Annotated in this window: 19 protein-coding genes; 4 read left to right on the top strand and 15 right to left on the bottom strand. The window is 61.5% G+C overall.

The features are described 5' to 3' along the window. Window positions 1-112: 112 nt before the first annotated feature. From DK261_RS01680 to DK261_RS01630, 11 genes are all read right to left on the bottom strand, one after another. Window positions 113-1,315, bottom strand: coding sequence for an EAL domain-containing protein (locus DK261_RS01680; RefSeq protein ID WP_110175195.1), 1,203 nt, complete (start codon window positions 1,313-1,315; stop codon window positions 113-115). A 169-nt stretch (window positions 1,316-1,484) separates the two neighbouring features. Further along, window positions 1,485-2,372, bottom strand: a complete 888-nt coding sequence (locus DK261_RS01675; protein WP_110175194.1) for a LysR family transcriptional regulator — start codon at window positions 2,370-2,372, stop codon at window positions 1,485-1,487. Between the two features lie 6 nt (window positions 2,373-2,378). Next, window positions 2,379-3,065 carry a cysteine hydrolase family protein gene (locus DK261_RS01670; protein WP_110175193.1) on the bottom strand — a complete coding sequence of 229 codons (687 nt, stop codon included), beginning with the start codon at window positions 3,063-3,065 and terminating at the stop codon, window positions 2,379-2,381. A gap of 364 nt (window positions 3,066-3,429) precedes the next feature. Next, window positions 3,430-3,606 (bottom strand): carbon storage regulator, encoded by a 177-nt coding sequence (locus DK261_RS01665; RefSeq protein ID WP_110175192.1) that lies wholly within the window; start codon window positions 3,604-3,606, stop codon window positions 3,430-3,432. A gap of 123 nt (window positions 3,607-3,729) precedes the next feature. Beyond that, window positions 3,730-4,677, bottom strand: a complete 948-nt coding sequence (locus DK261_RS01660; RefSeq protein ID WP_371923052.1) for a tetratricopeptide repeat protein — start codon at window positions 4,675-4,677, stop codon at window positions 3,730-3,732. Beyond that, window positions 4,674-5,585: a tetratricopeptide repeat protein gene (locus tag DK261_RS01655; protein ID WP_110175190.1), complete on the bottom strand. Its 912-nt coding sequence runs from the start codon at window positions 5,583-5,585 to the stop codon at window positions 4,674-4,676. Before DK261_RS01655 ends, DK261_RS01660 begins: the two co-directional genes overlap by 4 nt. After that, window positions 5,566-7,764 (bottom strand): phospholipase D-like domain-containing protein, encoded by a 2,199-nt coding sequence (locus DK261_RS01650; RefSeq protein ID WP_110175189.1) that lies wholly within the window; start codon window positions 7,762-7,764, stop codon window positions 5,566-5,568. Before DK261_RS01650 ends, DK261_RS01655 begins: the two co-directional genes overlap by 20 nt. A gap of 17 nt (window positions 7,765-7,781) precedes the next feature. Further along, a complete protein-coding gene (gene tssI / locus DK261_RS01645; RefSeq protein ID WP_110175188.1) occupies window positions 7,782-10,169 on the bottom strand; it encodes a type VI secretion system tip protein VgrG in 2,388 nt (795 codons plus the stop codon). 528 nt (window positions 10,170-10,697) lie between these two features. Continuing rightward, window positions 10,698-11,723: a histone deacetylase family protein gene (locus tag DK261_RS01640; RefSeq protein ID WP_009050029.1), complete on the bottom strand. Its 1,026-nt coding sequence runs from the start codon at window positions 11,721-11,723 to the stop codon at window positions 10,698-10,700. A gap of 10 nt (window positions 11,724-11,733) precedes the next feature. Further along, window positions 11,734-12,963, bottom strand: coding sequence for a Zn-dependent hydrolase (locus DK261_RS01635; RefSeq protein WP_110175187.1), 1,230 nt, complete (start codon window positions 12,961-12,963; stop codon window positions 11,734-11,736). Between the two features lie 28 nt (window positions 12,964-12,991). Beyond that, a complete protein-coding gene (locus tag DK261_RS01630) occupies window positions 12,992-14,296 on the bottom strand; it encodes an MFS transporter (RefSeq protein WP_009050031.1) in 1,305 nt (434 codons plus the stop codon). Window positions 14,297-14,478: 182 nt separating this feature from the next. Between DK261_RS01630 and DK261_RS01625 the strand changes: the two genes are divergently transcribed. Then, window positions 14,479-15,414, top strand: coding sequence for a LysR family transcriptional regulator (locus tag DK261_RS01625; protein WP_110175186.1), 936 nt, complete (start codon window positions 14,479-14,481; stop codon window positions 15,412-15,414). Here the strand turns inward: DK261_RS01625 and DK261_RS01620 are convergent. Genes DK261_RS01620 through DK261_RS01610 form a run of 3 tightly spaced genes read right to left on the bottom strand, consistent with a single transcriptional unit; the run spans window position 15,408 to window position 18,387 of the window. After that, entirely contained in the window at window positions 15,408-16,337 is a 930-nt protein-coding gene (locus DK261_RS01620) for a glyoxylate/hydroxypyruvate reductase A (protein ID WP_110175185.1), read from the bottom strand. The genes DK261_RS01625 and DK261_RS01620 overlap by 7 nt on opposite strands. After that, the gene (locus tag DK261_RS01615; protein WP_009050034.1) at window positions 16,334-17,089 is read right to left on the bottom strand and encodes a class II aldolase/adducin family protein; all 756 of its coding nucleotides are present in this window, start codon (window positions 17,087-17,089) and stop codon (window positions 16,334-16,336) included. Before DK261_RS01615 ends, DK261_RS01620 begins: the two co-directional genes overlap by 4 nt. Then, window positions 17,086-18,387, bottom strand: coding sequence for an MFS transporter (locus tag DK261_RS01610; RefSeq protein WP_009050035.1), 1,302 nt, complete (start codon window positions 18,385-18,387; stop codon window positions 17,086-17,088). The genes DK261_RS01615 and DK261_RS01610 overlap by 4 nt, the downstream gene beginning before the upstream one ends. A gap of 155 nt (window positions 18,388-18,542) precedes the next feature. On the opposite strand from DK261_RS01610, the gene DK261_RS01605 reads away from it, so the two are divergent. Then, a complete protein-coding gene (locus DK261_RS01605; protein ID WP_009050036.1) occupies window positions 18,543-19,529 on the top strand; it encodes a LysR family transcriptional regulator in 987 nt (328 codons plus the stop codon). 1 nt (window position 19,530) lies between these two features. Here the strand turns inward: DK261_RS01605 and mrdA are convergent, their stop codons facing one another. Continuing rightward, entirely contained in the window at window positions 19,531-21,423 is a 1,893-nt protein-coding gene (gene mrdA / locus DK261_RS01600) for a penicillin-binding protein 2 (protein ID WP_103331665.1), read from the bottom strand. Window positions 21,424-21,666: 243 nt separating this feature from the next. On the opposite strand from mrdA, the gene DK261_RS01595 reads away from it, so the two are divergent. Both DK261_RS01595 and DK261_RS01590 read left to right on the top strand, forming a co-directional pair. Next, on the top strand, window positions 21,667-22,599 hold the full coding sequence (locus tag DK261_RS01595) for a TIGR03571 family LLM class oxidoreductase (protein ID WP_110175184.1): 933 nt from the start codon (window positions 21,667-21,669) through the stop codon (window positions 22,597-22,599). Next, the gene (locus DK261_RS01590; protein ID WP_110175183.1) at window positions 22,589-23,593 is read left to right on the top strand and encodes a zinc-binding dehydrogenase; all 1,005 of its coding nucleotides are present in this window, start codon (window positions 22,589-22,591) and stop codon (window positions 23,591-23,593) included. Before DK261_RS01595 ends, DK261_RS01590 begins: the two co-directional genes overlap by 11 nt. The last annotated feature ends 72 nt before the right edge of the window (window positions 23,594-23,665 follow it).

Raw genomic sequence — 23,665 nt, 5'->3', positions numbered from 1 at the left:
GAAGAGATCACGGCGGTATACAGAAAATGCCGGGTACCGGTCTACGGTTTTTAGCATATCCGAGCTTTTGCCACGCGATGCGCCATGTGTTTTTCCTGGCGCGAAACGCAGGCTAAGTCTCTTCCTGCCCAGCGATGAATGGAGCCTGCAGCCACGTTAGCAGCTCATGGGACGACATTGGCTGGGCATAGTAAAAACCTTGTCCCAGTTCACACCCCATGTTGATCAGCGCATGGCATTCCTGCTGCTTGCTGACCCCTTCGATCACCAGCGCCATGTTCAGCGCGCGGGCCAACGCCACGGTGCTGGCGATCACTGCTTTGCTGCGCGGTTCGTGGATGCTGCGGACAAACTCGCCGTCCAGCTTGATCTCGGTGAAGGGCAACTGGCAGAGCAGCTTCAGCGAGGAAAAGCCGACGGCAAAATCGTCGATCGACAGCCCGCAGCCCATGACGCGCAAGCGCAACAGGCTTTCCTGGGTCCGCGGCTGGATCTCCAGTAGGCCGTTCTCCGCCAGTTCGAAGGTCAGGTTCGCGGCGGCTACGCCATGGCGCTTCAATGCCTGGCGGATATGGTCGGTCAGCCCCGGATCCTGCAATTGCGAAGCATGCAGGTTGAACGACATTTCCAGCGGTCGCCGATCGCGCTGCAACATGCCCAGCAGGCTCAGGCCCTGCTCCAGCAACTGCTTGAACATCTCGTCGATCAGGTCGTAGGCCAGCACGGCGGCGAGGAAGTCCCTGGGCAGCAGCAAGCCCTTCGACGGGTGTTGCCAGCGCGCCAGGACCTCGGCCCCGGCCACCTGGCCATTGGCCAAAAAGAACTTGGGCTGGAAGAACGCCCGGAACTCGCCCAGGGCCAGGCCGCGGCGAATGTCTTCTTCGTTGGGCAAGGTTGTGGCTGGCGAAGGCGTCGAGGCCGTGACCAGGCATTGGCGCTGGTAACGCTGGAGGATCTTTTGCAGGGCCTTGGCTTGGATCGGCGTGCTCAGGGTGCCCAGCAGTTCAAGGCCGGAAAACGACGCCATCTGCTCGATGGCCCGGCGCAACTGCGGTTGGAAATCACAGTAGAGAATCACCGCCCGGACCATCGACAGCTGGCCCGCGCAGTTGAGAAAGTCCAGGCAGTCCATGCCCTTGTGGGCCAGGTCGCACAGGGCGACATCCACCCTGCCCTGCCTCTGCATCAAGGCCAACGCCTGCTCGCCACTGCTGGCCTGCACAATATCGAAAACCCCCAGTTGCTGTAGCGCAGCGACCACCGCGCTGCGCTGAACCGAGTGCTTTTCCAAAACCAGAATACGCAGTGAGATCATCGTTCGTTTGCCACGACCAGGGAGCCAGGGAGAGGCATTTTGCGGGCTGACGGCGGAGTGATGAGCAGGGACGTTCCCAGAGGTTTGTAGGAAATTTCCCAAGCATCAGGCGTATACGTCAGGGACTGAGTTCAATGAGTAAGCAGAGAGGAGCCTGACAACCCCAGGATCACGACGTGGGCCGGTAATACTCAGCCATGAAATCGACGAAGGCCCGGACCTTGGCGGGCAGGTTCCGGGCATGGGGGTACAGCGCGTAGTAATGGCGCACGCCGAGGGTGAACTCGGGAAGAATCCGCACCAGCCGTCCGGCCAGCAGATCGTCCTGCACGGTGGCCAAGGTAAAGGCCGCAATGCCCCCGCCGGCCAAGGCACAGGCGTGCAGCGCGGTGATGGTATCGGTGTGAAAACTACTGTCGGCAGTCACGGCAACCGGCTCACCCTTTTCACTCTCCAGCGACCACTGCGTGGCCGAGGCAAAGGTCAGCAGCCGATGCTCGCTGAGTTCGGCGACGCTGCGTGGCAGGCCGCACCTGAAGACGTAAGCCGATGACGCGACCATCACCATGGGCGAGACCGTGAGCAAACGCGCGACCAGGCTGCTGTCGGCCAAGGGACCGCAGATGCGGATGGCCACATCGAAGCCATCGGCCACCAGATCGACAAAGGGGTCCGAGCAGGACAGATCGACCTGGATATCCGGATACCGCTGCTGGAATGCCGGCAACCAATGGGCCAGTTCCAGGGTACCGACCACCAGCGGTGCGCTGATGCGCAGCAGCCCGGAGGGGCGTTCCTGCTCCAGAGCGACAGCCTGGGACGCGGCATCGACGCGATCCAGGATGTCCACGCAGGCCGTGTAATAACGCTCGCCCGCCGCGGTGAGGCTCATGCGCCGGGTATTGCGATTGATCAGACGCACGCCGAGCGTGGACTCCAGTTGCTGCAAATGTCGCGACACCGAGGAGTGAGTGGTATCCAGCCGCTCGGCAGCGGCTGAAAACCCCTGGGCTTCGACGATGCAGCGGAACACACGCATGGCGAGCATCTGATTCATATCGACTTAACGCACCGGCAATTTGAGGATCTGGGCAGTGGTCATCACGTCACCGAAGGTGTCCTCGACCTCGGCCAGCGCGGCCTTGTGCAAGGCGTCCTTGTCGACCTTGTCACCGTTGACCCGGGTGATGTCGCGAGTGGCCGATGCATCGGAGGCGACTATGACCTTGTAGCCCAGGGGCGCGGCGTCACGAGCGGCACCGGCGACACAGGCGTGGGTCATGAGGCCGGAGATGATCAGGTTCTCGATGCCGGCGCTCTTCAGGCGCTTATCCAGATCGGTACTGGCGAAAACGCTGACGGTGCTTTTCTGCACAACCGTGTCCTTGGCCCGCGGCTGCATGTCCGGGTGGAACTTCACGGTTTCGCCATCGATGGCGAACACCGCGGAACCGGCCGGTGCAATGTGCTGGACGTGATAGACCGGCATCTTGTGGCTATCGGCAAACTTGATCAGCTCACGGGTATTGGCCAGGGCCTTGGCGCCATCGGGGATCGGCATCCGGCCAGTGAAGTACTCGTTCTGGAAGTCGATCACCAACAGCGCGGACTTGCCGGCAGGCAACTCGCTGACCGGTGTAGCGCCCGACATGGCGCGAATGGTCGGATGGCCTTCAGCCAGGGCACCGGTACTGGCAACAATGCCGGAAAATGCACAAGCGGCGAGGAAACGACGGGTAAAACGTTGCATGGGTATTTCCTTCTTCGGTTGAGTGAATGAGGAAATGCTAGGGAAATACCTCAAGCTCGAACACAGTGTAGGCAGCACAGAATCTGTGCGGTTTTCGCACAAGTTGGGGCGTTCGGCAATCTGCAATCTGCGGTGCTCGCCGCTCAGTGAATGGCTGCCGACTGTGACAACTCATAGTTTTTTTCGCGAGCAAGCTCGCTCCTACAGGGGGGGCATAGGCACCAGGATAATCATCCCTCCCCATACTGTAGGAGCGGCCGGTCGACGCTCGATTGCCCTCGAAGCAATCTAACAGCCACCGCGATCCTTGAAGCTAAACAACACCCAGCGTGACCACCGCGCAAGCCCCGTCATGATTACTGCACTATCTTTTCCGACCCTGATATTTTTGGTAATGCTCATGGCGATGTATCGCAATTTTTTTAGGCGCCACGAGTCCCAAACGAACATGTTTGCCCTGAATATCCATCACGCTGACCACTATCTCCTCACCGAGTTTGAAGGTCTCGCCTGGCTTGCAACTAAGCAACAGCATTTTCATTCCTTATCTAGATCGAAAAAATACATGAAAAAAAATGTGATACGGCAACTGTGTACTTAAATGAGGTCGTTCTTCATGTGGCGTATTTCATTAGATCGCCGCTACTGGAGTGAATGCAGTCATTCAAATTTCCGGTCTGCGATCCGGGTGCTCTGCGTCATAGCCTTGTTTGGGGTGGGCGGGTAGAGGATGGTCTTTCATCAGATTAGGAAATCGCAAATTAGGATTGGCATCTAGCTCTTTCAACAGTTTTGCATACAACTCATGAAGCTTTGCATCGGGACGGTAGCCAAAATCATATAATGGGTCCACTTGCAGATCGAACGCCCCTTGTAGAGCACTTAAGCCAGTGAAGCTGCCTAGTGATGCGGCACGTTGATAATAGAATAGAGATCTTGGTTTGTTTTCTTTAGCGGTGTCATAAAAGCTTGCGGTTTTCTCTATGGCATCGGGATTGTCCTGAGCCCCCGCACATAGGTAATAGCGCTCAGCCATATCATCGTCCTGCTTATCCCTAGGGAGAGCAAAGGCGAAGTATTGACCAATTTGAACTTGTGCCAAAGGACTACCCAATTGCGCCGCCTGGAACAGATAGGAACTGGCCATCCGGTCTGACTTCAATACGCCTCGTCCATTTTCGACAGTCACGGCCCAGTTGTAATAACCCAACGGTACTTTGAGTTTGACCATACGTTCATAAAGATCGAGCATCTTGCTGGTATCTTGCTCTACCCCTGGCTGTCCTGGCCATCCTGTACGATAGAGTCCCGCCAGGTTATGCATCGCCTTCCAATGATCTTTAGCGATGGCTTTTTCATAGAGTCCAACGATGGTTCGCCAGTCTTTCACTCCACGCACTTTCTCTAGAGCGCGAGCCTGTTGAAACCAACCATCTGCCTCGGCATCCAGCGGTGGGTTGTGGTCTTTTTCGTAGGCACAGGTAAAGGTTGGATAGGCCATAACCGGAGTGCCATTGAATACACCGCACATGCCGACAGCACAAAAAGCCATTGTTTTAATCAATTGCCCTGGTATGCACCGACGTTTTTCTTGGCAAATAAGATAACTCATATCTCTGGCCTGCGATCTGGGTGCTCTGCATCAAAGCCTTGCTTGGGATGGGGGGGTAGTGGGTGATCCTTCATCAAATTAGGGAAGCGCAAATTAGGATTAGCATCTAGTTGCTTCGACAAGTTGGCATATAACTCATGAAGCTTTGGGTCTGGCTGATATCCAAAGTTATATATCGGTCTTGGCGCAGCGTCGAAAGCCCCTTCTAAATTACTTAGCCCTGTGGAGCTACCCAACGATGCGGCACGTTGATAATAGAACAGTGCTCGAGGCTTATTTTTTTTTGATATCTCATAGAATGCAGCCGTTTCGACAATTGCATCCGGCGAGTCTTGAGCACCAGCACATCGAAAATAGGGCTCGGCCATTTGATCGTCCTGTTTGTCTCGTGGCAACGCGAATGACAAGTAATTTCCGATTTGAACTTGTGCCAAAGGACTACCCAATTGTGCCGCTTGAAACATATATGAACTGGCCATCCGGTCTGACTTCAAAACGCCTTGCCCGTTCTCGACAACCACGGCCCAGTTGTAATAACCCAACGGCACCTTGAGTTTGACCATGCGTTCATAAAGATCGAGCATCTTGCTGGTGTCTTGTTCAACACCTGGTTGTCCTGGCCAACCCGTGCGATAGAGTCCCGCCAGGTTATGCATCGCCTTCCAGTGATTTTTGGCGATGGCTTTTTCGTAGAGCCCGACGATAGTTCGCCAGTCTTTGACACCACGCACTTTCTCTAGAGCGCGAGCCTGTTGAAACCAACCATCTGCCTCGGCATCCAGTGGTGGGTTGTGGTCTTTTTCGTAGGCACAGGTAAAGGTTGGATAGGCCATGGCCGAAACTCCACTCAATAACAATAAAGAAGTAATGGCACAAAAAGAGAGGGCTTTAATCAATGGCTTTGGCATAAGGCGTCTCCACATCCCAGAAACGAGTCAAGTGGGCAATTAACGGTTCATTTTTGTTTTTATTTTTCCAGTTTTTATCCATTACTTCATTCCATGTTTTGAAGTTTTTAGCCGCATTACAACGTTTTTGGTCATCATCAAATGACTTACCTGCATGCAACTTCCACAACTCCTCCCGCCAATGCTTGGCCAGCTCGGCATCCGGCGCAGCGAGGCCCAGTTCAGAGTCGGTATGCAGGCTGCGGGCGTTGATGTTCGCGGAGCTGAGCAAGCTGAAGACGTCGTCCACCACCAACAATTTGGAGTGCACGTAGATATCCCGGAAGTAGGCCTGTTGCCCCTCGGATAAAGTGCTTCCGGGTTCCGGCGTGCAGGCAGTCAGGGTGGCGATGACGACTTTGAGACCGGGTATGTCCTTGAGGGTGTAGGGTTTGGGATCTTCGCTGTCATTCGATTTTGGCTTGCCGAGTTCAGGAATATCTTTTGCCTTGAGACCGCCCAGGCGCTGTTCGACCTCAGGGGTAACGCCCTTTTTTTCCAGCTCGGTGATCTCGCGTTTGAGTATCTCGGCTCGGTTGAGTTGAGCGCGCTGCACGTAGGGGTCGGTGTGTGGGTTGGCCTCCAGATACGCCAACTGGCTGCGCTTTCGCAGCATATCTTCCGTCAGCGTACGCTGGGCCTGGGGCATCAGTTGCTCCTGCCCGAGTTCCTGCAAGGTGGCGTAGGTGGTGCTGGAAAAACCCCTTTTGTTTGGGTTGTTGGTGACTACGAACACGTACAAGTCCTTGTCTCTGCCTTTGGCGATATAAGCGGCCGCCAGCTCGCGTAACTGTTTGGCAAACGCCGGGTAGCGGAAGTACTGGTTTTCAAAATAGGCGTAGTTGCGCACGTTGCCTAACGCTTTGTGGTAGAGCTCCAGAATCGAGGTTTCCGCCCCTTCTTGCGGCTGGGTGCGGCAAATCTGTGCCATGGTCGAGCCAGCGGCTTTGAAATTGTCTGGCTTGATAGCCTCGCGCTGATCGCGCAGGCCATCGGTAAACCATTTCTTGATCCAAAAGGTTTCCCGATCCCAGGCAGTGCTGAAGTTGTGGTTCAGGTCATGCAGCACAGGCCCTTGCACTTTCATCGACAAGTCCTGCCATGGGCCGAAGCCCGGGCTGCGCCGGGCGGCTTTGTCGTCATACAGGTGCGCGCTGGTATCCCAGTAATTGCGATGCATGTTGTGCCCCATGACGAAGCCGACCGCATTCGCGGTGTCTTCATAGTCCACCAGCACCATCTTCTGGTGGTGGCTGGCAAAGAACGTCAGCGCCAGCATGTGCGCAAAGTTGACGTCGGGCGCTTCGCCTTTTATCAGTCGATAGAGCGTCGCCAGACGCCCCTTTTCCCTGGCCATTTGAGGTCCGCGCATGATCGCGTTGAGCGGAACTTCGGTGGAGAAATCGCGGGTGCGAAACTCGACGTTCTGCATCCGCCCATCGTGCAGGCGGTTAAACCACTCCCGGGTGTACTGCTCATCCTGGGGGGAATATTTGGGCCCACCCGAGCCTTTGAGCGTGTTGTAGCCGCCCTCCCCATTCAGCTGAGCTTCGATGTCAGCCAGCATGGCCTGCAACTCACGTTCACGCGCGGGATTGGGCGGCTGAGGGCGCTTGCCTGCACCGTCAACCTGCCGTTGAGCCGCATACAACTTGGCCAGTTCATCCTGATAATAAGTGCGCTGAAACTCCAACGTCTGACGGTACTTGAGGTCCTTATCGGAGGCTGCGCTTGCTCGGGCCACGCCCGATCCCATTGCGGTGCCTCCCGAACCCGCGAGGCCATCACCGATGATGGTGTTTTCAACAAAGTTGGCCAGCGGGTTTTTCCAGATCAACACACGCGTCTTGACGCCGTGTCGACCTTGAACATCCAGCAGTTCACCGATTCGATCACTGTCGGGCTTGAAACGCATCGCTGGGTCAAATCCCCAACTGATGATTTCGATGCTCTTTTGCGCGCCCCGAATGGCATCGTATACAGCGCCGAATGCGTGCTCACCGTTGATCAGCGGGGTGACTTGTATACCGGCTCGCGGCGGGTAAAGCGCTTTTCTGGCGAACCAGTCCATGGTCAAGGCCGTGGACTTGTGGGCTTTAGGCGTTAGCTGGATAACTTCCTTGCTGTAATCCGTTGTCATTCGATGGCTTCCTGCACTCAATGGATCTTCGGCTTGCTTGCCGGACTCAAGGTAGCGGCGCGGTAATCATCTGTTGAACCCAAGGGTTCGAGCTGATCGGCCTGGGCGTGATAGTCGCGATAACCTTGGCGTGCCAGTTGCTGATTGGGTGAACCGGATTGGCTGCTGTCTTCTTTTGGCTCAATCTCGAAGCGATGACCATTCACCAGTTCTACCGCATAGGCTTGAGTGCCAGGGACGTGCTCGAATGTGATCACGCCATCGGCCCCGGTCAGGCCCTCCTGAATAGCCGCGCCATCGGCAAACAGGGTATACGGCTCATCCTCGTATCCTGGAAGTCCCGGTAACGGGCTCACGATCGCGCTCAGTTTGTGTATGACATCCGGGGCGGGTTGCGAGACCGCAGGTTCCAGAAGCTCGCCCGCGTTGTCCCTGTCAGCGGGTAGCGGAATGATGGGTAATAACGCTGCATTCTCGGTACCTTGGCCCGGCGCCCCTCCCGAATTGATCCTCACCTGCGGCCCCACCACGGTAACGCCACCAGCATCCAGCTTGATAAAGCTGCCTCCCGCTTTCAGCGTGAGCTCTGCTCCGGCTTCGAGCACCATTTTTTGTCCAGCCTTGAGATGGATTTCCTGACCGGCCTGAATCAGTTGAGCCGTGCCGAGTTTGATGTGCTGGTCCTGGCCAACAATTAAATGATCGTCGGCTTTGACTTCGACTTTGCGGTCGGCGTGGGTGGTGCGGTGTTCTTCGGCCTTGAGTTCGGTGTAGGTGTTCTTCTCCACCGTGTCGTGGCGTTCGTGGCCGATGCGGATTTTCTGGTCGTGTTCGATGTTCTCGTCCCAGTCGCGCTGGGCGTGGATAAAGATCTGCTCGGCGCCTTTTTTGTCTTCGATGCGCAGTTCGTTGCAGCCACCGCCGCCTGGAGAACTGAGGGTCTTGAAGGTGCTGCGAGTCTTGTTGGCGGGCAAGTCATAGGGGACCTGGTTTTCCTTGTGATACAGGCAGCCGGTGATCAGCGGTTGATCGGGGTCGCCCTCGAGGAAGGTCACCAGCACTTCCATGCCAACGCGAGGAATGGCAATGCCGCCGTAGTGAGCACCGGCCCAGCCGGAAGAGACGCGTAACCAACAGCTGGTCTTATCATCGCTCTGCCCCTCGCGGTCCCAATGGAATTGCACCTTGACCCGACCGTACTGGTCGCAGTGGATTTCTTCGCCTTGGGGACCGGTGACTTTGGCCGTTTGGCTACCCAGCACGCGAGGCTTCGGATGCTTCAGGGGTGGACGGTAGAAAACATCCCACGGTGTGGCGAGGAAGCGATTGCGGTAGCCCTGGTGGAAGCCGTCCTTGTTGTCACTGGAGGCGTCGGTGGTGTCGCTGGTCACCGACTCTTCCAGCACCTGTGGCTGCTTGCCTTGGTGGACGATATGGGTCAACAGCCAGAGGTCGTTCCACTCGCTGCGCGGGTGCTCGGACAGTTCCAGGAAATGCCCGCTGACCAGTCGTGTCTGGTCGCCCCAGCCTTCGGCCTGCTGGTAGTCGGCGCGGTGGCGTTCGAGGGCACGCTGGCTGAGGAATTTGCCGCGCGCACGGTCGGTGAAGCGGCCCGGGTAGTCGTAGTCTTCCAGGTCCGGCTCTGCGCTTTCAGCCTCGGGTTTATAGGCCGCTTCCAGCTGCAGGCGCGGCTTCTCGAAGTCGTAGTCGCGGCGGGTGGTGCGGCGGGTGCGGGTTTCCAGGCGCAGGTTGAAGCCCTTGATCACCGGCTCGTCGGCGACCATGCCGCTGCCCTGGATATAGGCGGTGGGCTGGCCAAGTTTGGGGAACACGGTCTGGTCATCACCAAACACCAGCAGGTGGCCTTGCGGGCTGTGCTGGAAGTGGTAATGCAGGCCTTCCTCTTCGCACAGGCGCTGGATGAAGTGCAGGTCGGTTTCGTCGTACTGCACGCAGTAGTCGCGGTCCGGGCACGGCGTGCCGAGCTGGAACTGGTAGGCGTTGCCCTGGATGCCGTGCTCTTCGAGGATCAGGGCGATGATCTTCGGCGCCGACAGCTGCTGGTAGATGCGCTGGTTGGTGCGGTGTTCGAGGTAGGCCAGCTGCGGCACCAGCGACACCTTGTAGCGGGTCAGCCGCTTGCCGGCATCGCCCTGGGCCACGCGGTAGATCTGGCCGTGGATGCCGCTGCCCTCGCCGTTCAAAGCAGCCGGGTCGAAGGCCAGGAACGCCTGCTTGTGCAGCAGCGTTTCCAGGTCCAGGTCGGGGTTCTCGCTGACCAGTTCCAGATCGAAACGGAACGGCTGGCTGATGCCTTCGGTCCCCTTGAAAGAGACTACTTGCAAGTCGCTTTGGACGCCTTCAATGCTCAGGCTGAAGTGAGTTTCATTGGCTCTGTTGAACATCCTTTGTTCCTTTGGACTGCGACATAGCGAGCGAGCTCTGGTGCGCGGACTTGATGTCAGCGCAACTCGTTTTTGGCCTGGTTACATCCAGATTCGGCCAAGCTGAACAGCCGAGCCAGGCTAGCAAGTCACCCACGGCATTGATCTAGGAAACGTCCTAAACCTTCTGGAAAGAATTGGAAGAAGACGTCAGTTTTTTCAGCGAATGACTGGCCCACCATCCAGTGTCTGAATGCTCGCCTCGCTGCTGCTGAGCGATGGTGTGGCGTTGCTGGATGTTGCCCGGGGCAAGGCGATGCAAGGGCCGTCCCTAAGCGCTTGAGCCTCCCCTCCCGCCGTCCTCTGCGGCAGCCTGTTGCAGGCGCTAAAAAAGCCCCTGGATCTTTTGATTCGGGGCTTTGCTATGAGGGGCGTTCAGGGGTGGCGCGTTATCGTTAACGTTCATCGCGGGCAAGCCTCGCTCCTACAGAAGCACCACTGTCTGTAGGAGCGAGGCTTGCCCGCGAAGCGATCTGACAACCACCGCAATCAGAGTTTCCAGGCCCCAGCCTCGGCAAAGAATGCCCGTGCGTTGTCTTCCAGGCTTTCCAGGTGGTAGCCGCCTTCCTGCACGATCAAACACGGCAGGCCGAGGCTGCGGATGCGTTCGCCGAGGCGGGCGAAGCCGGCGCGGGTTACCGCGACTTTGCTTTGTGGGTCGAGTTCGTAGATGTCAAAGCCCAGGGACAGCACCAGCACTTGCGCGTCGAAGGTCTTTACCGCCGCCAGGGCGGTTTCCAGTTGGGCGAGGAAATCGGCTTCGCTGGCGCCGTGGGCCATGGGCAGGTTGAGGTTGTAGCCCAGCCCCGCGCCGCTGCCGCGCTCGTCGGCGAAGCCGGCGACGCCCGGGTAGAAGTTGGTCGGGTCGCCGTGCACCGAGACGTACAGCACGTCGTCGCGCTCGTAGAAGATTTCCTGGATGCCCTGGCCGTGGTGCATGTCGGTGTCCAGCACCGCGACCCGGGCGAACTTCTCGCGCAGCACCTGGGCGGCGATCGCCGCGTTGTTCAGGTAGCAGAAGCCGCCGGCGGCTTCGGCCCGGGCGTGGTGGCCCGGCGGGCGGCACAGGGCGTAGGCCGCCGGTTCGCCGTCGAGCAGGGCCCGGGCGCCGGCAATCGCGCTTTGCGCCGACCAGTAGGCCGAACGCCAGGTCAGTTCGCCCACCGGGCAGCTGCCATCGGCCAGGTAACGTGCGGCCTGGGCGAGGATGCCGCGCAGGGCGTTGGGTTCGCGGACGAAGATGTTCGACATCACCTCCTCGCCCCAGTCTTCGGGAATTTCCTTCCAGCGCTGGTGGGCTCCCTTGAGGAACTGCAGGTACGCCGCGCCGTGCACCGCCAGCAGCGGCTCCAGGCCGGCATCCTCCGGTTGCTGCACGTCAAAGCCCAGGGAGTGCGCGGCCTGCACCAGGCGCTGGGCGCGCTCGGGCACTTCCTGGGGCGTGCGCATCTGGCCGCGGGAGTAATAGCTGCGCGGATGGTGCAGCAGCTGTTCGGGGTGGAAAAAACTGCGCATGACCTTCTCCTTATGCAACCTGGCCGGCGCGGGCCAGCACGGCGTTGAGCAATACGTCGGTGCCCTGGCGCACGTCCTCGGGCAAGACGTCTTCGGCTTCGTTGTGGCTCAGGCCGCCGACGCAAGGGATGAAGACCATGGCCGTCGGATAGAACCGCGCCAGGTGAATCGCGTCATGGCCGGCGCCGCTGACGATCGATTGTTGAGCGTAGCCCAGGCCGTCCACCGCCTGCTGCACCGCCGCCACGCAGTCGGCATCGAAGGGCGTGGCCGGGCTGATCCAGTGCGGGCTGATGCTCACCTTCAGTTGGCGTTGCTCGGCGATGGCGCCAAGCCGCGCGCGGACCTCCTGCTCCATGGCGGCGATGGCGCTGTCGCGGTGGTGCCGCAAATCGACGGTGAATTGCAACAGGCCGGGAATGGTGTTGCGCGAGGACTTGGCGATGCTCAGCTCGCCGACGGTGGTCAGGCCCTCGGGGGCGAAATCCGTGGCCAGGGTTTCGATCGCCAGGATCATCTGCGCGGCGCCGTAGAGCGCGTCCTTGCGCAGCGGCATGGGCGTGGTGCCGGCGTGGGCGGCCATGCCTTCGACCTGCACGTCGAGCCAGCGGATCGCCTGGCCGCCGCTGACCACGCCGATGCTCTTGGCGTTGTCTTCGAGGATCGGCCCCTGCTCGATATGCGCCTCGAAATAGGCATCCACCGCCCCGCCCAGCGGCCGTGTGCCGGCGTAGCCGGTGGCGTGTAGCGCCTCGGCGACGCTGATGCCGCCGGCGTCGCGCACCGCCAGGGCGGTCTCCAGGTCCATGATCCCGGTGAACACCGCCGAGCCGAACATGGCCGGGGTGAAACGCGCGCCCTCCTCGTTGGTCCACACCGCCACGTCCAGCGGCTTGCGGGTCTGGATTTGCAGATCGTTGAGGCGGCGCACCACCTCCAGGCCGGCGAGCACGCCGTACACGCCATCGAAGCGCCCGCCTTCGGGCTGGGTGTCGAGGTGGCTGCCCATCATCACCGGGGCGGCATCGGGATCGCTGCCCGGACGGCGGGCAAACAGGTTGCCAATGGGGTCGACGCTCAGGCTCATGCCGGCCTCCAGGCACCAGCGGGCGAACAGTTCGCGCCCGGCCTTGTCGTCTTCGCTCAGGGCCAGGCGGCAGCTGCCGCCACGGGCGGTCGCGCCGATTTCGGCCATGGCCATCAGGCTCGCCCACAGGCGTTCGCCGTTGATCTTCAACATGCTTCGGTTCTCCGGATGCGATAAAAACTCAAGCCATTTCCAGGCGGTGGGCGGCAGCATGCCGGCGAGACAAGGCCAGCACGCAGAGCAGCGAGATGGTCGCGATCAGGCTGTAGAACAGCGCCATCGGCCACCACTGGCCGGCGAACTGGTGGGCCAGCCAGGTGCCGATCAGCGGCGTCAGGCCACCGGCCACGGCGCCGCAGACCTGATAGGCCAGGGAGATCGCGGTGTAGCGCACGCGGGTCTCGAACATGCCGCTGACGTAGCCGGCGATCACCGCATAGAAGGACGCCATGCACACCACCGCCAGGGCGATGCCGAGGATGATCAGCGGCGCCTGGCCGCTGCTCACCAGCACGAACATCGGGTACGGCGACGCCATGGCCAGCAACGACGCCAGGCACAGGAAACGCGTGGCGCCGAGCTTCTCGGCGGTCCAGGCCGCCAGCGGCTGGATGCAGAACTGGATGATTGCCACCACGAACAGGCATTCCAGGATCAGCGAACGCGGCAACCCCAGTTGCTGGGTGCTGTAGGCAATCATGAAGGTGTTGGTGAAATACACCCCGGCGATGCCCAGGGTATTGGCGCCGATGCACAGCAGCAGCGGGCGCCAGGCGCTTTGCAGCACTTCCATCACCGGCGCCTGCTCCTTGCGCTGGGCCTTGTGTGCCTGCTCGCGGCTGGCGAGGAATTCCGGCGACTCATTGACCCCCAGGCGAATCGCCAGGCCCACCACCAGCAACAGCGCACTGGCAAGGAACGGCAGGCGCCAGCCCCAGCTCATCAGGTCTTCTTCGGGCAGGCGGGTGACCGCGCTGAAAGCCAGCAGCGACAGGATCAACCCGGCAGGACTGCCCAGCTGGGCGAAGGAGGCGAAGAAGTTACGCCGGCCCTTGGGCGCATGCTCGCCGGCCATCAACACCGCCCCGCCCCACTCGCCACCGACAGCGATGCCCTGGACGATGCGCAGCAGGATCAGCAGCACCGGCGCCGTCGCGCCGATCTGTGCATAAGTCGGCAGCAAGCCGATGCACACCGTGACCACGCCCATCATCAGCAGGGTGATCACCAGGGATTTCTTGCGCCCGATGCGATCGCCGATATGGCCGAACACGATGCCGCCCAAGGGCCGGGCGAAGAAGCCCACGGCGAAGGTGCCGAAGGCCGCCATGGTGCTGAACAGTTTGTCGTCGGAGGGGAAGAACAAGGCGCCGAACACCAGCGCCGCGGCGGTGGCGTAGATGTAGAAGTCGTACCACTCGATCATGGTGCCGATAAAGGCGGCCGCCGCCGCACGGCGCGGCTGGGGCGAAGCGGAAGGCTTCATGGATCGTGCTCCTTTGATTATTTTTCTGGCAGGAGAGAACGGGAACGCAGAGGCACTCTGGCGGCGCCTGTCTGGGAGGGATTTATCGTCGCGGGCCTATAATTAGTCAATTTTCTATTTATTATGCTGATTATTACCTCTGCTTATTATCAGCCCTATCCTTCGACCCAGAGCCCTGCACCATGTCCAATCGCCTGCCCGACCGCCTGCTCAACGACCGCCTGGACTGGAACCTGCTGCGCACCTTTCGGGTGATCGGCCAGGAGCTGAGCATCAGCCGCGCGGCCGCCCGCCTGCACCTGACCCAGCCAGCGGTGAGCCAGGCCCTCAAGCGCCTGGAGGAACAATTGGGCCGCCAGTTGATTGCCCGGCGCGGGCCACGTTTTGCCCTGACCGAAATCGGCGAGCAGATCTTCCACCTGGCCGGCGAGATCTACGGGCAGATGTCCCAGGTCAGCGGCGTGCTGGAGCAGCCGGCCGACGAGGTAATCGGCAAGGTGCGCTTGCTGATGATCAGCCGGATCTTTTCCGAGCGTTTCGATGACTTCCTCGCCGACTTCCATCGCCAGCATCCGCGGGTCGACCTGGAGATCGAGGTGATGCGCAGCTCGGACATCGTCAGCGCCCTGCAGGAAAAAACCGCGACCCTCGGCCTGAGCCTCAACCGCCGGCCCCAGCCGCGCCTGGAACAGCGGCTGTTCCTGCGCCAGCGCTATGCGTTTTTCTGCGGCAAGCACCATGCCCTGTTCGGCCAGCAGAAGGTGGCCGAGGGTGATTTGCAGCGGGAGAATTTCGTCAGTTTCACCAGTGACCAGATCGGCGGCATGCTCTCGCCGCTGACCATCTTTCGCGACCAGCAGGGTTTCAGCGGGCGCATCGTCGCCTCGTCGCCAAGCCTGGAGGAAGTGCGGCGTCTGGTAATCGCCGGCTACGGCATCGGCTGCCTGCCCGAGCATGTGGTGGCGGCCGACGTCGAAGCCGGGCTGCTGTGGCGCCTGCCGCCCCACGACGGCATCGCCGACGTCGACATCCATCTGCTGTGGAACCGCGAACAGCGCATGAGCCGCGCCGAGACGGTCTTTATCGAAGCCTTGCAGGCCTGCCTGGGCGCTCAGTAACCCTGGGCCCTGTCTACCTCGTTCAACAGCGGCTCGCCAGCTTGCAGGCGCCGCAGGTTGTCCGCCACCTGCTCGGCGATGCAATCGTGGGAGGCCGCCGACGCCATGTGCGGGGTAATGGTGACCCCGGGCATGGTCCACAGCGGATCATCGGCCGGCAGCGGTTCCTGCTCGAACACGTCGAGCAAGGCGCCGCGCAGTTGGCCGCTGGCCAGGGCCTGGCGCAAGTCGTCGAGGTTGAGGTGGCCACCCCGCCCGACATTGACCAGCGCTGCGCCGCGGGCCAGCCGGGCAAAGCTGTCTCGCCCGAGAATGCCGCGGGTTTCGGCAGTCAGCGGCAACAGGTTGATCAGCAGTTCCACTTCATCGAGAAAGGGCTCCAGTTGCCCCGGCCCGACGAAGGTCCGCACCCCCGCCAGGCTCTTGGCACTGCGCGCCCAGCCACGCACGTCGTAGCCGGCGGCGGCCAGGTCGAGGGCAATGGCGCTGCCCAGGGAGCCCAGGCCCATGACCCCGACCTTGAACTGCCGCGCCGGCCGTTGCAGCGGCCGCTCCCAGTGCCGTTCGCGCTGCTGCTCGAGCACCCGGTCGAAGCCGCGGTGATAGTGGATCACCGCCCAGCGCAGGTACTCGGTCATGCCCTGGCGGTGCCCCGGGTCCACCACCCGGCAGATCGGCAGGTCCGGGCACGAAGGGTCGTGTTCCAGATGGTCGATACCCGCGGCCACCGAATGAATCACTTGCAGGTTGGGCAAACGCCCCAGGCTGCCGGCGGGTGGAAACCAGCAAGCGGCCATGGGTGCCTGGGCGGCACGCGGATCGTCGGCCAGCACCGTCTGCAGTTGTGGCGCACAGCGGGCGAAGGCGGCCTGCAGTTGCTTGAGCAACAGGCTGTCGCGGGACAGCAGCACCACGATGCTCATGACAGATAGGACTCGCGCTGGGACTCGATCAGGGTCAGGGCGGCTTCCCAGGCCAGTTCGATGATGTTGTCGGCGTCGTCGCGTTCGAACTGTTCGGCGGTGTGGGCACAGACTTCCGGCGACGGGTAGTTCAGCTCGCAACCGCCGGCCAGCGCCTGGACCTGGGCCTGGCAGGCGCGCTCGAGGAAATGGATCTCCTGGAAGGCATGGGCGACGCTGGCGCCACCCACCAACAGGCCGTGGTTGCGCAGGATCATCGCCTTGTGCGGGCCGAGGTCGGCGATCAGGCGCTCGCGCTCGTCGAGGGACAGGGCGATGCCTTCATAGGTGTGGTACGCCAGCTTGCCGTAGAACTTCAGCGCATGCTGGCTGATGGGCAACAGCCCCTGCTTCTGCGCGGCCACCGCCATGCCGGCGGCGGTGTGGGTGTGGATCACGCAGTTGAGGTCCGGGCGCGCCATGTGGATCGCCGAGTGAATGACGAAGCCGGCGGCGTTGACCCGGTGCCCGGCGTAATGTGGATCGACGATGCGCCCTTGCTGGTCGATGCGCACCAGGTCGCTGGCACGCATGCGGTCGAAAATCACCCCGTAGCGGTTGATCAAAAAGTGATGCTCGGGCCCTGGAATACGCAGGGTGATGTGGGTGTCGATCAGGTCGGTCATGCGAAAGTGCGCGACCAGTCGATACAGGGCCGCCAGCTCGCAGCGGGCCTGCCATTCAATCGGGCTCATGTGTTCAGGTTTGCTCACGAATACACCTCTTTGGCAGCGTGGTGGACGGTAGGGTTGGCGCGCAGCCGGGCCAGGCCGCAGACGCCGATCAATGACAGGGCCGACAGCAGGCTGAAGAACACCGCCAACGGCAGCCACTGCCCCGAGAATTTGCTGGCCAGCAAGGTGCCGATCAGCGGCGTGCTGCCACCGGCGACCGCGCAGGCCAGTTGGTAGGCGATGGAGATCCCCGAGTAGCGCAGGTGCACCGGGAAGGCCTGGGTCATGTAGCCGGCGATCACCGCGTACAGCGCCGAGAGAATCACCACCGCCAGGGCGATGCCGAGGGTCATCAGCACAATGTTCTGGGTGCCGACCAACAGGAACATCGGGTACGGCGTGGCCATGCACAGCAGCGCCACCCACTTGAGGAAGCGCCCCTCGCCGATACGCTCGGCCAGCAACGCGGAGAGCGGCTGCGACAGCAGCTGGATGATCGTCACCAGGAACAGGCAATCGAGAATGGTCGCCCGGGAAATGCCCTGGTACTGGGTGACGTAGGTGATCATGAAGGTGTTGGTGAAGAAGAAGCCGGCCGAGCCGATGGTCACCGCGGCGGCGGCGAACAGGATCTGCTTCCAGCAGCTGCGCAGCACTTCCATCACCGGGTACTGGGCGGTCTCATTGTTGGCCCGGGCCTTGGCGAACTCCGGCGACTCGTGCACGCCGGAGCGGATCATCAGGCCGAACATCATCAGCACGCCGCTGGCGAGGAACGGCAGGCGCCACCCCCAGTCGAGGAAGTCCTGCTGGTCGAGGCTGGTCACCAGGCGGAAGGCGATCAACGCCAGCAGCAGGCCGGCCGGGCTGCCGAGCTGGGCAAAGGAAGCGTAGAAAGTCTTGCGCCTGGCCGGAGCATGTTCGCTGGCCATCAGCACCGCCCCGCCCCACTCGCCGCCCACGGAAATGCCCTGGATGATGCGCAGCACGATCAGGCCGATGGGCGCCCAGATACCGACGCTGGCATAGCTGGGCAACAGGCCGATGCCGGTGGTGGCCAGGCCCATCAGTGCCATGGTCACCAGCAGCATTTTCTTGCGCCCGAGGCGATCGCCCAGGTGGCCGAACACCATGCCCGCCATGGGCCGGGCAATGAAGCCCACGGCGAAGCTGCCGAACGCCGCCAGGGTACTCATCACCGGGTCGCTGCTGGGAAAGAACACCTGACCGAGGACCAGGGCCGCAGCCGTGGCGTAGATGTAGAAGTCGTAGAACTCGATGGTCGTGCCGATAAAGGCCGCCGCCGCGGCTCTGCGCGGTTGAGGGGTGGTGTGCATGCAAGGACCCTGTGTAATTGTAGTTTTGGGCAGGTGCGGAAGGCTTGGATCACGGCGCTCTGCGGCGCTTGTGGGCTTTATCGCCGGCGTGCCAGGATTAGTCAATTTTCAAATCCTTATCCTTGCTATTAGCACAGCTACTAGATGGAGCCGCCATGCCTACACCACTCTCCACGTCCAACCCCTGGGTCGGCCGGCGTTTCCTCAACGATCGCCTGGACTGGAACCTGCTGCGCACCTACCTGGTGATCGGCCAGGAAGGCAGCATGAGCCGCGCCGCCGCGCGCCTGCACATCACCCAGTCGGCGGTCAGCCAGGCCCTCAAGCGCCTGGAGGAACAGCTTGATTGCGTGTTGATCGCCCGCAGCGGGCGACGCTTCGAGCTGACGGAAACCGGGGAGGAAGTGCTGCGCATCGCCACCGATATCTACGGCGATATTTCGCGCCTGGGCACCGTGGTGGAGAGCCGCAACGACGACGTGGTGGGCAAGATCCGCATCCTCACCGTCAGCGGCGTGCAGGCGCCGCACTACGATGAGTTCCTCGCCGATTTCCATGAGGCCCACCCGAAAATCGAGCTGGAAGTCGAGGTGATGGGCAGCTCGGACATCATCAGTTCGCTGCTGCAAAAGACCGCGACCCTGGGGGTCGGGTTGTGCCGTCTGCCGCAGCCCAGGCTGGAGCAGCGGGTGCTGTTTCGCGAGCGCTATGCCTACTTCTGCGGCCAGCGTCACCGGCTGTTCGGCCAGCAGAATCTGAGCCTGCAACAACTGGCCAACGAGAACTTCGTCAGCTTCACCAGCGACCAGTTGGGGGGCAACCTGTCACCGTTGACACTGTTTCGCGACCAGCAGGGCTTTACCGGCAAGATCGTCGCCTCCTCCACCAGTTTCGAAGAGATTTATCGCCTGGTCTGCGCAGGGTTCGGTATCGGCTGCCTGCCAATCCACCTGGTCAAACGGAATGTCGAGCAAGGGCTGCTCTGGCGTTTGCCGCCGGACGAGGGCGTGGTGGATTTCGATATCCAGCTGCTGTGGCACCGAGAACAGAAGATGAGCCAGGCCGAAACCCTGTTCCTGGACAGCATCCAGCACATGCTCAGTATTCGTGAGCAGGTGCCGGACAGCCTGATGTTCAAATGACTCAGGCGTGGGGAACGTCCGGCCCCTTGCCGGGGCTGGCGTATTGCGGCTTCAGGTGGCCTTGCTGGTCGAGCAGCCAGGCATCCATGACCTGACGCACCACCGGCCCCGCGACCCGGCCACCGGCCTCGCCGTTCTCGATCATCACCGCCACCACGATCTGCGGGTGCTCGGCCGGGGCGAAACCGACGAACAGGGCATTGTCGCGATGACGCTCGTGGGTCTTGAGCCGGTTGTAACGCTCGCCCTGCTTGATCGCCACCACCTGCGCCGTACCGCTCTTGCCGGCGATGCGGTATTGCGCGCCGGCCGCTGCGTCGCGCGCGGTGCCGCGGGGCGCGTGCATCACCATCTGCATGCCATGGCTGACCAGGTCCCAGTCGACCGGGTCCTTGAGCTGGATATTCGGCATCGGGTGTTCGTCCACCGGCGCCACGCCATCGACGGTCTTGGCCAGATGAGGGCGATTCCACACACCCTTGTTGGCGATCAGCGCCGTCGCCTGGGCCAGCTGCAATGGAGTGACCTGCATGTAGCCTTGGCCGATGCCGAGAATCACCGTCTCGCCGGGGAACCACGGCTGGCGCCGGGTGGCGCGCTTCCAGGCCTGGGACGGCATCAGCCCCGATGCTTCCTCGAACATGTCCAGGGAGACTTTCTCGCCCAGGCCGAACATCGCCAGGTAATCGTGCAGGCGGTCGATACCGAGCTTGTGCGCCAGGTCGTAGAAGTAGGTGTCGTTGGAACGCATGATCGCCGCGTCCAGGTCCACCCAGCCGTCGCCGCTGTGGTTCCAGTTGCGGTATTTGTGGTCGACGTCCGGCAGTTGGTAGTAACCCGGATCGAACACCCGGGTCGAGGCGTTGACCACCCCGGAATCCAGCCCGGCGATCGCCACTTCCGGCTTGATGGTCGACCCCGGCGCATACAGGCCGCGCAGCACGCGGTTGAACAGCGGCCGGTCGATGGAGTCGCGTAACGCGCTGTACTCCTTGAAGCTGATGCCGGTGACGAACAGGTTCGGGTCGAAGCTCGGCTTGCTGACCATGGCCAGCACTTCGCCGGTCTGCGGATCGAGGGCCACCACCGATCCGCGACGGTCGCCCAGGGCCGCCTCGGCCGCCTCCTGCAACTTCACATCGAGGCTGAGCACGATGTTTTTTCCAGGGATCGGATCGGTGTGCTTGAGCACCCGCATGACCCGGCCCTGGGCGTTGGTTTCCACCTCTTCATAGCCGACATGGCCATGCAGCTCGGACTCGTAGAACCGCTCGATCCCGGTCTTGCCGATCGATTGGGTACCGCGATATTCCACCGAGTCCAGGACCTTGGCTTCCTTCTCGTTGATGCGCCCGACATAGCCGATGGAATGGGCGAAGTGCGCGCCCATCGGATAGTGCCGCACGAACTGCGCCTCGACCTCCAGCCCCGGCAGGCGGTACTCGTTGACCGCCAGTACGGCGATCTGCTCTTCGGTCAGTTCATAGAACAGGGTGACCGGTACGAATGGATGCCGCGACTGCTTCAGCGCCTTGTCGAACAGGACCCGGTCTTCGGCGGGCAAGTGCAGCAGGCTGACCACCTGGTCCAGCTCGCCTTTGAGGTCGGTGGTGCGCTCACGGGTAATGGTCAGGTTGAAACTGGGACGGTTGTCGGCCAGCAGCACGCCGTTGCGGTCGTAGATCAGGCCGCGAGTCGGGGTGATGGGCAGCACGTGCACACGATTGTTTTCGGAGATGGTCGAGTGATAGTCGAACTCGACCACCTGCAGGAAGTACAGGCGCCCGATCAGGGTGCAGGTGATGGCGACCACCAACAGAGCACAGGCCAACAGTCTTTTGTTGACCAGCCGCGTCTCTTTTTCGTGGTCCTTGATCGGTATCGGTTCAGGCATTGCTACAGCTTCTCGTGGAATAGTGAACGCTGGTCCGTGCGGGTGAATGTCAGTCCCTTGAAAAACGAGCTGCACCATACCAAAAACCGCCCTGGCGCTTTCATGAAGAATTCGGCCGATTCGTGATGCCCGCTCAAGATTGTTGTTCCGATTCATGCATTTTTCCATGGGCCGGGCCTGGGGATACTGCTGCCCTGTAATCCCTATGACCGTCTTGCCACGGGCGAGACGCTGGAGCCCTTCATGCACCCTCGGTTTCAACGCCTGCTTGGCAGGAACAACTTTTCCATCGGCCTGGAACTGCCGCTGGACAACGACTGGTCCAGCGCTGGCCAACGCCTGCGCCAGATCGCAGGTCGCCCCTTCGGCGTGCCGGACCTCAAGCAACATGCAACCCTCGCCCGTTTGGCGGACCAGGCCGGCTTTCGTGCGCTGTGGGTACGTGATGTGCCGGTGTACGACCCGAATTTCGGCGATGCCGCTCAGGTCTTCGAAACCTTTTCCTATCTCGGCTACCTGGCCGGCATCACGCAGAACATCATGCTCGGGACCGCCGCGGTGGTCCTGCCGCTGCGTCAGCCGTGGCTGACCCTCAAGGCGGCCAACAGCATCGACGAGTTGAGCGATGGTCGCTTGCTGCTGGGGGTCGCCAGTGGTGACCGGCCGATGGAGTATCCGCTGTTCGGCGTCGATTACGCCCAGCGTGGGGAGCTCTTTCGCGATGCGGTCGAGCTGCTGCACAGCCAGGGGCAGGATCGCTTGCCCGAGGGCGCGCATCTGCTGCCACAGCGCCCTGAAGCCGCACCGCTGCTGGTGGCCGGACTGGGCCAGCAATCGCCGGCCTGGATCGGTGAGCACATGGACGGCTGGCTGGCCTATCCGGGCACCTCGGAGGAGCACCGCCGACGCGTCGCGCTCTGGCGTGAGGTCGGTGGCGACAAACCCTATATCAGCTTCGTCCACCTGGACCTCGCCGCTGACCCGCATGCCCCCATGCAGCGCCTGCGCTTTGGCGGCCGCTGTGGGCGCCTGGCATTGATCGACGAGTTGCAGGCCCTGCGAGAAGCGGGCGTGCAGCATGTCGGCCTGCATCTGCGGCGCAGCGAACGTCCGGTGGCCGAGGCCATCGAGGAAATTGCCGAATTCGTACTGCCGAGGTTTCACCATGCCAACTGAATACAACGCCTGGGGCTGGACCGCAGGGGCCGGCCTGGAAGGCCTTCAACTGATCCGCAAGGTATTGCCGCAACCGGGGCCCAAGGAAGTGTTGATCGCCAATACCGCGATCGCCCTCAACCCGGTGGACTGGAAGATCATCGAGTGGGGGCATGCCGATTGGCATAGCGGCCGGGTGCCTGGTGTCGATGGCGTCGGGGTGGTGGTGGCCGCGGGAGCCGCAGTGACGCTGAAGGTCGGTACGCGGGTGGCTTATCACCAGTCGCTGAGCCGTGATGGCAGCTTCGCCGAGTATTGCCTGCTCGATGCCGATGCGGCGCTGCCGGTTCCTGAGTCACTGGATGACACGGTTGCCGCCAGCCTGCCCTGCCCCGGCCTGACCGCCTTGCAGGCGCTGGATAAAGTCCCCGTTGTAGGTGCACGTGATGTGCTGGTGGTGGGGGCTGGCGGGGCAGTGGGTTCGCTGCTGGTTCAGTTGGCGGCGCAACGCGGTCTGCGGGTGTGGGCGACAGCGTCCGCCAAGCACCATGCGCGGTTGCTGGCGCAGGGCGCGGCCGGGGTCTTCGACTATCAGGCAGCCACTTGGCAAACCGAGCTGCAATCACAGTTGGGGGAACGTCGCCTGCATGCGCTGTTCGATACCGTCAGCGGCGCTCACGCGCGCGGCCTGGCAGCGCTGCTGGGCTACAACGGGCACCTGGTGTGCATTCAGGATCGTCAGGAGACGACACCGTTGCCAGCGTTCAGCACCGCGATCTCACTCCATGAGGTGGCCCTCAACAGCGTTCACGCTTACGGCAGCCGGGCCGACTGGCAACAGCTACGTCAGTACGCCGAACAACTGATGAGCCAAACCGTCTCGGGTCTTCTGCAACCTGCACCGCTGATTGAGTTCGACTTCAACCAACTGCCGGAGAAACTGCGGGCATTGAAGAGTGGCGAGCAGCATGGCAAGTGGGTAACCCGGCTAACACACAACAGCCTGGGACGTTAACGCCGGTCAAGGGTGCCTTCGGCTTGAGACAGTCTTGAGTCGAAGCACGCTGCTCTCTGGTGACTGGAAAGG

Source organism: Pseudomonas sp. RW409 (assembly GCF_003184125.1).
In the GTDB taxonomy this organism is placed as follows: Bacteria; Pseudomonadota; Gammaproteobacteria; order Pseudomonadales; family Pseudomonadaceae; genus Aquipseudomonas; species Aquipseudomonas chlororaphis_I.
Note: the sequence above shows the minus strand (reverse complement) of the source record. Positions and strands in the feature narration are given on the sequence as shown.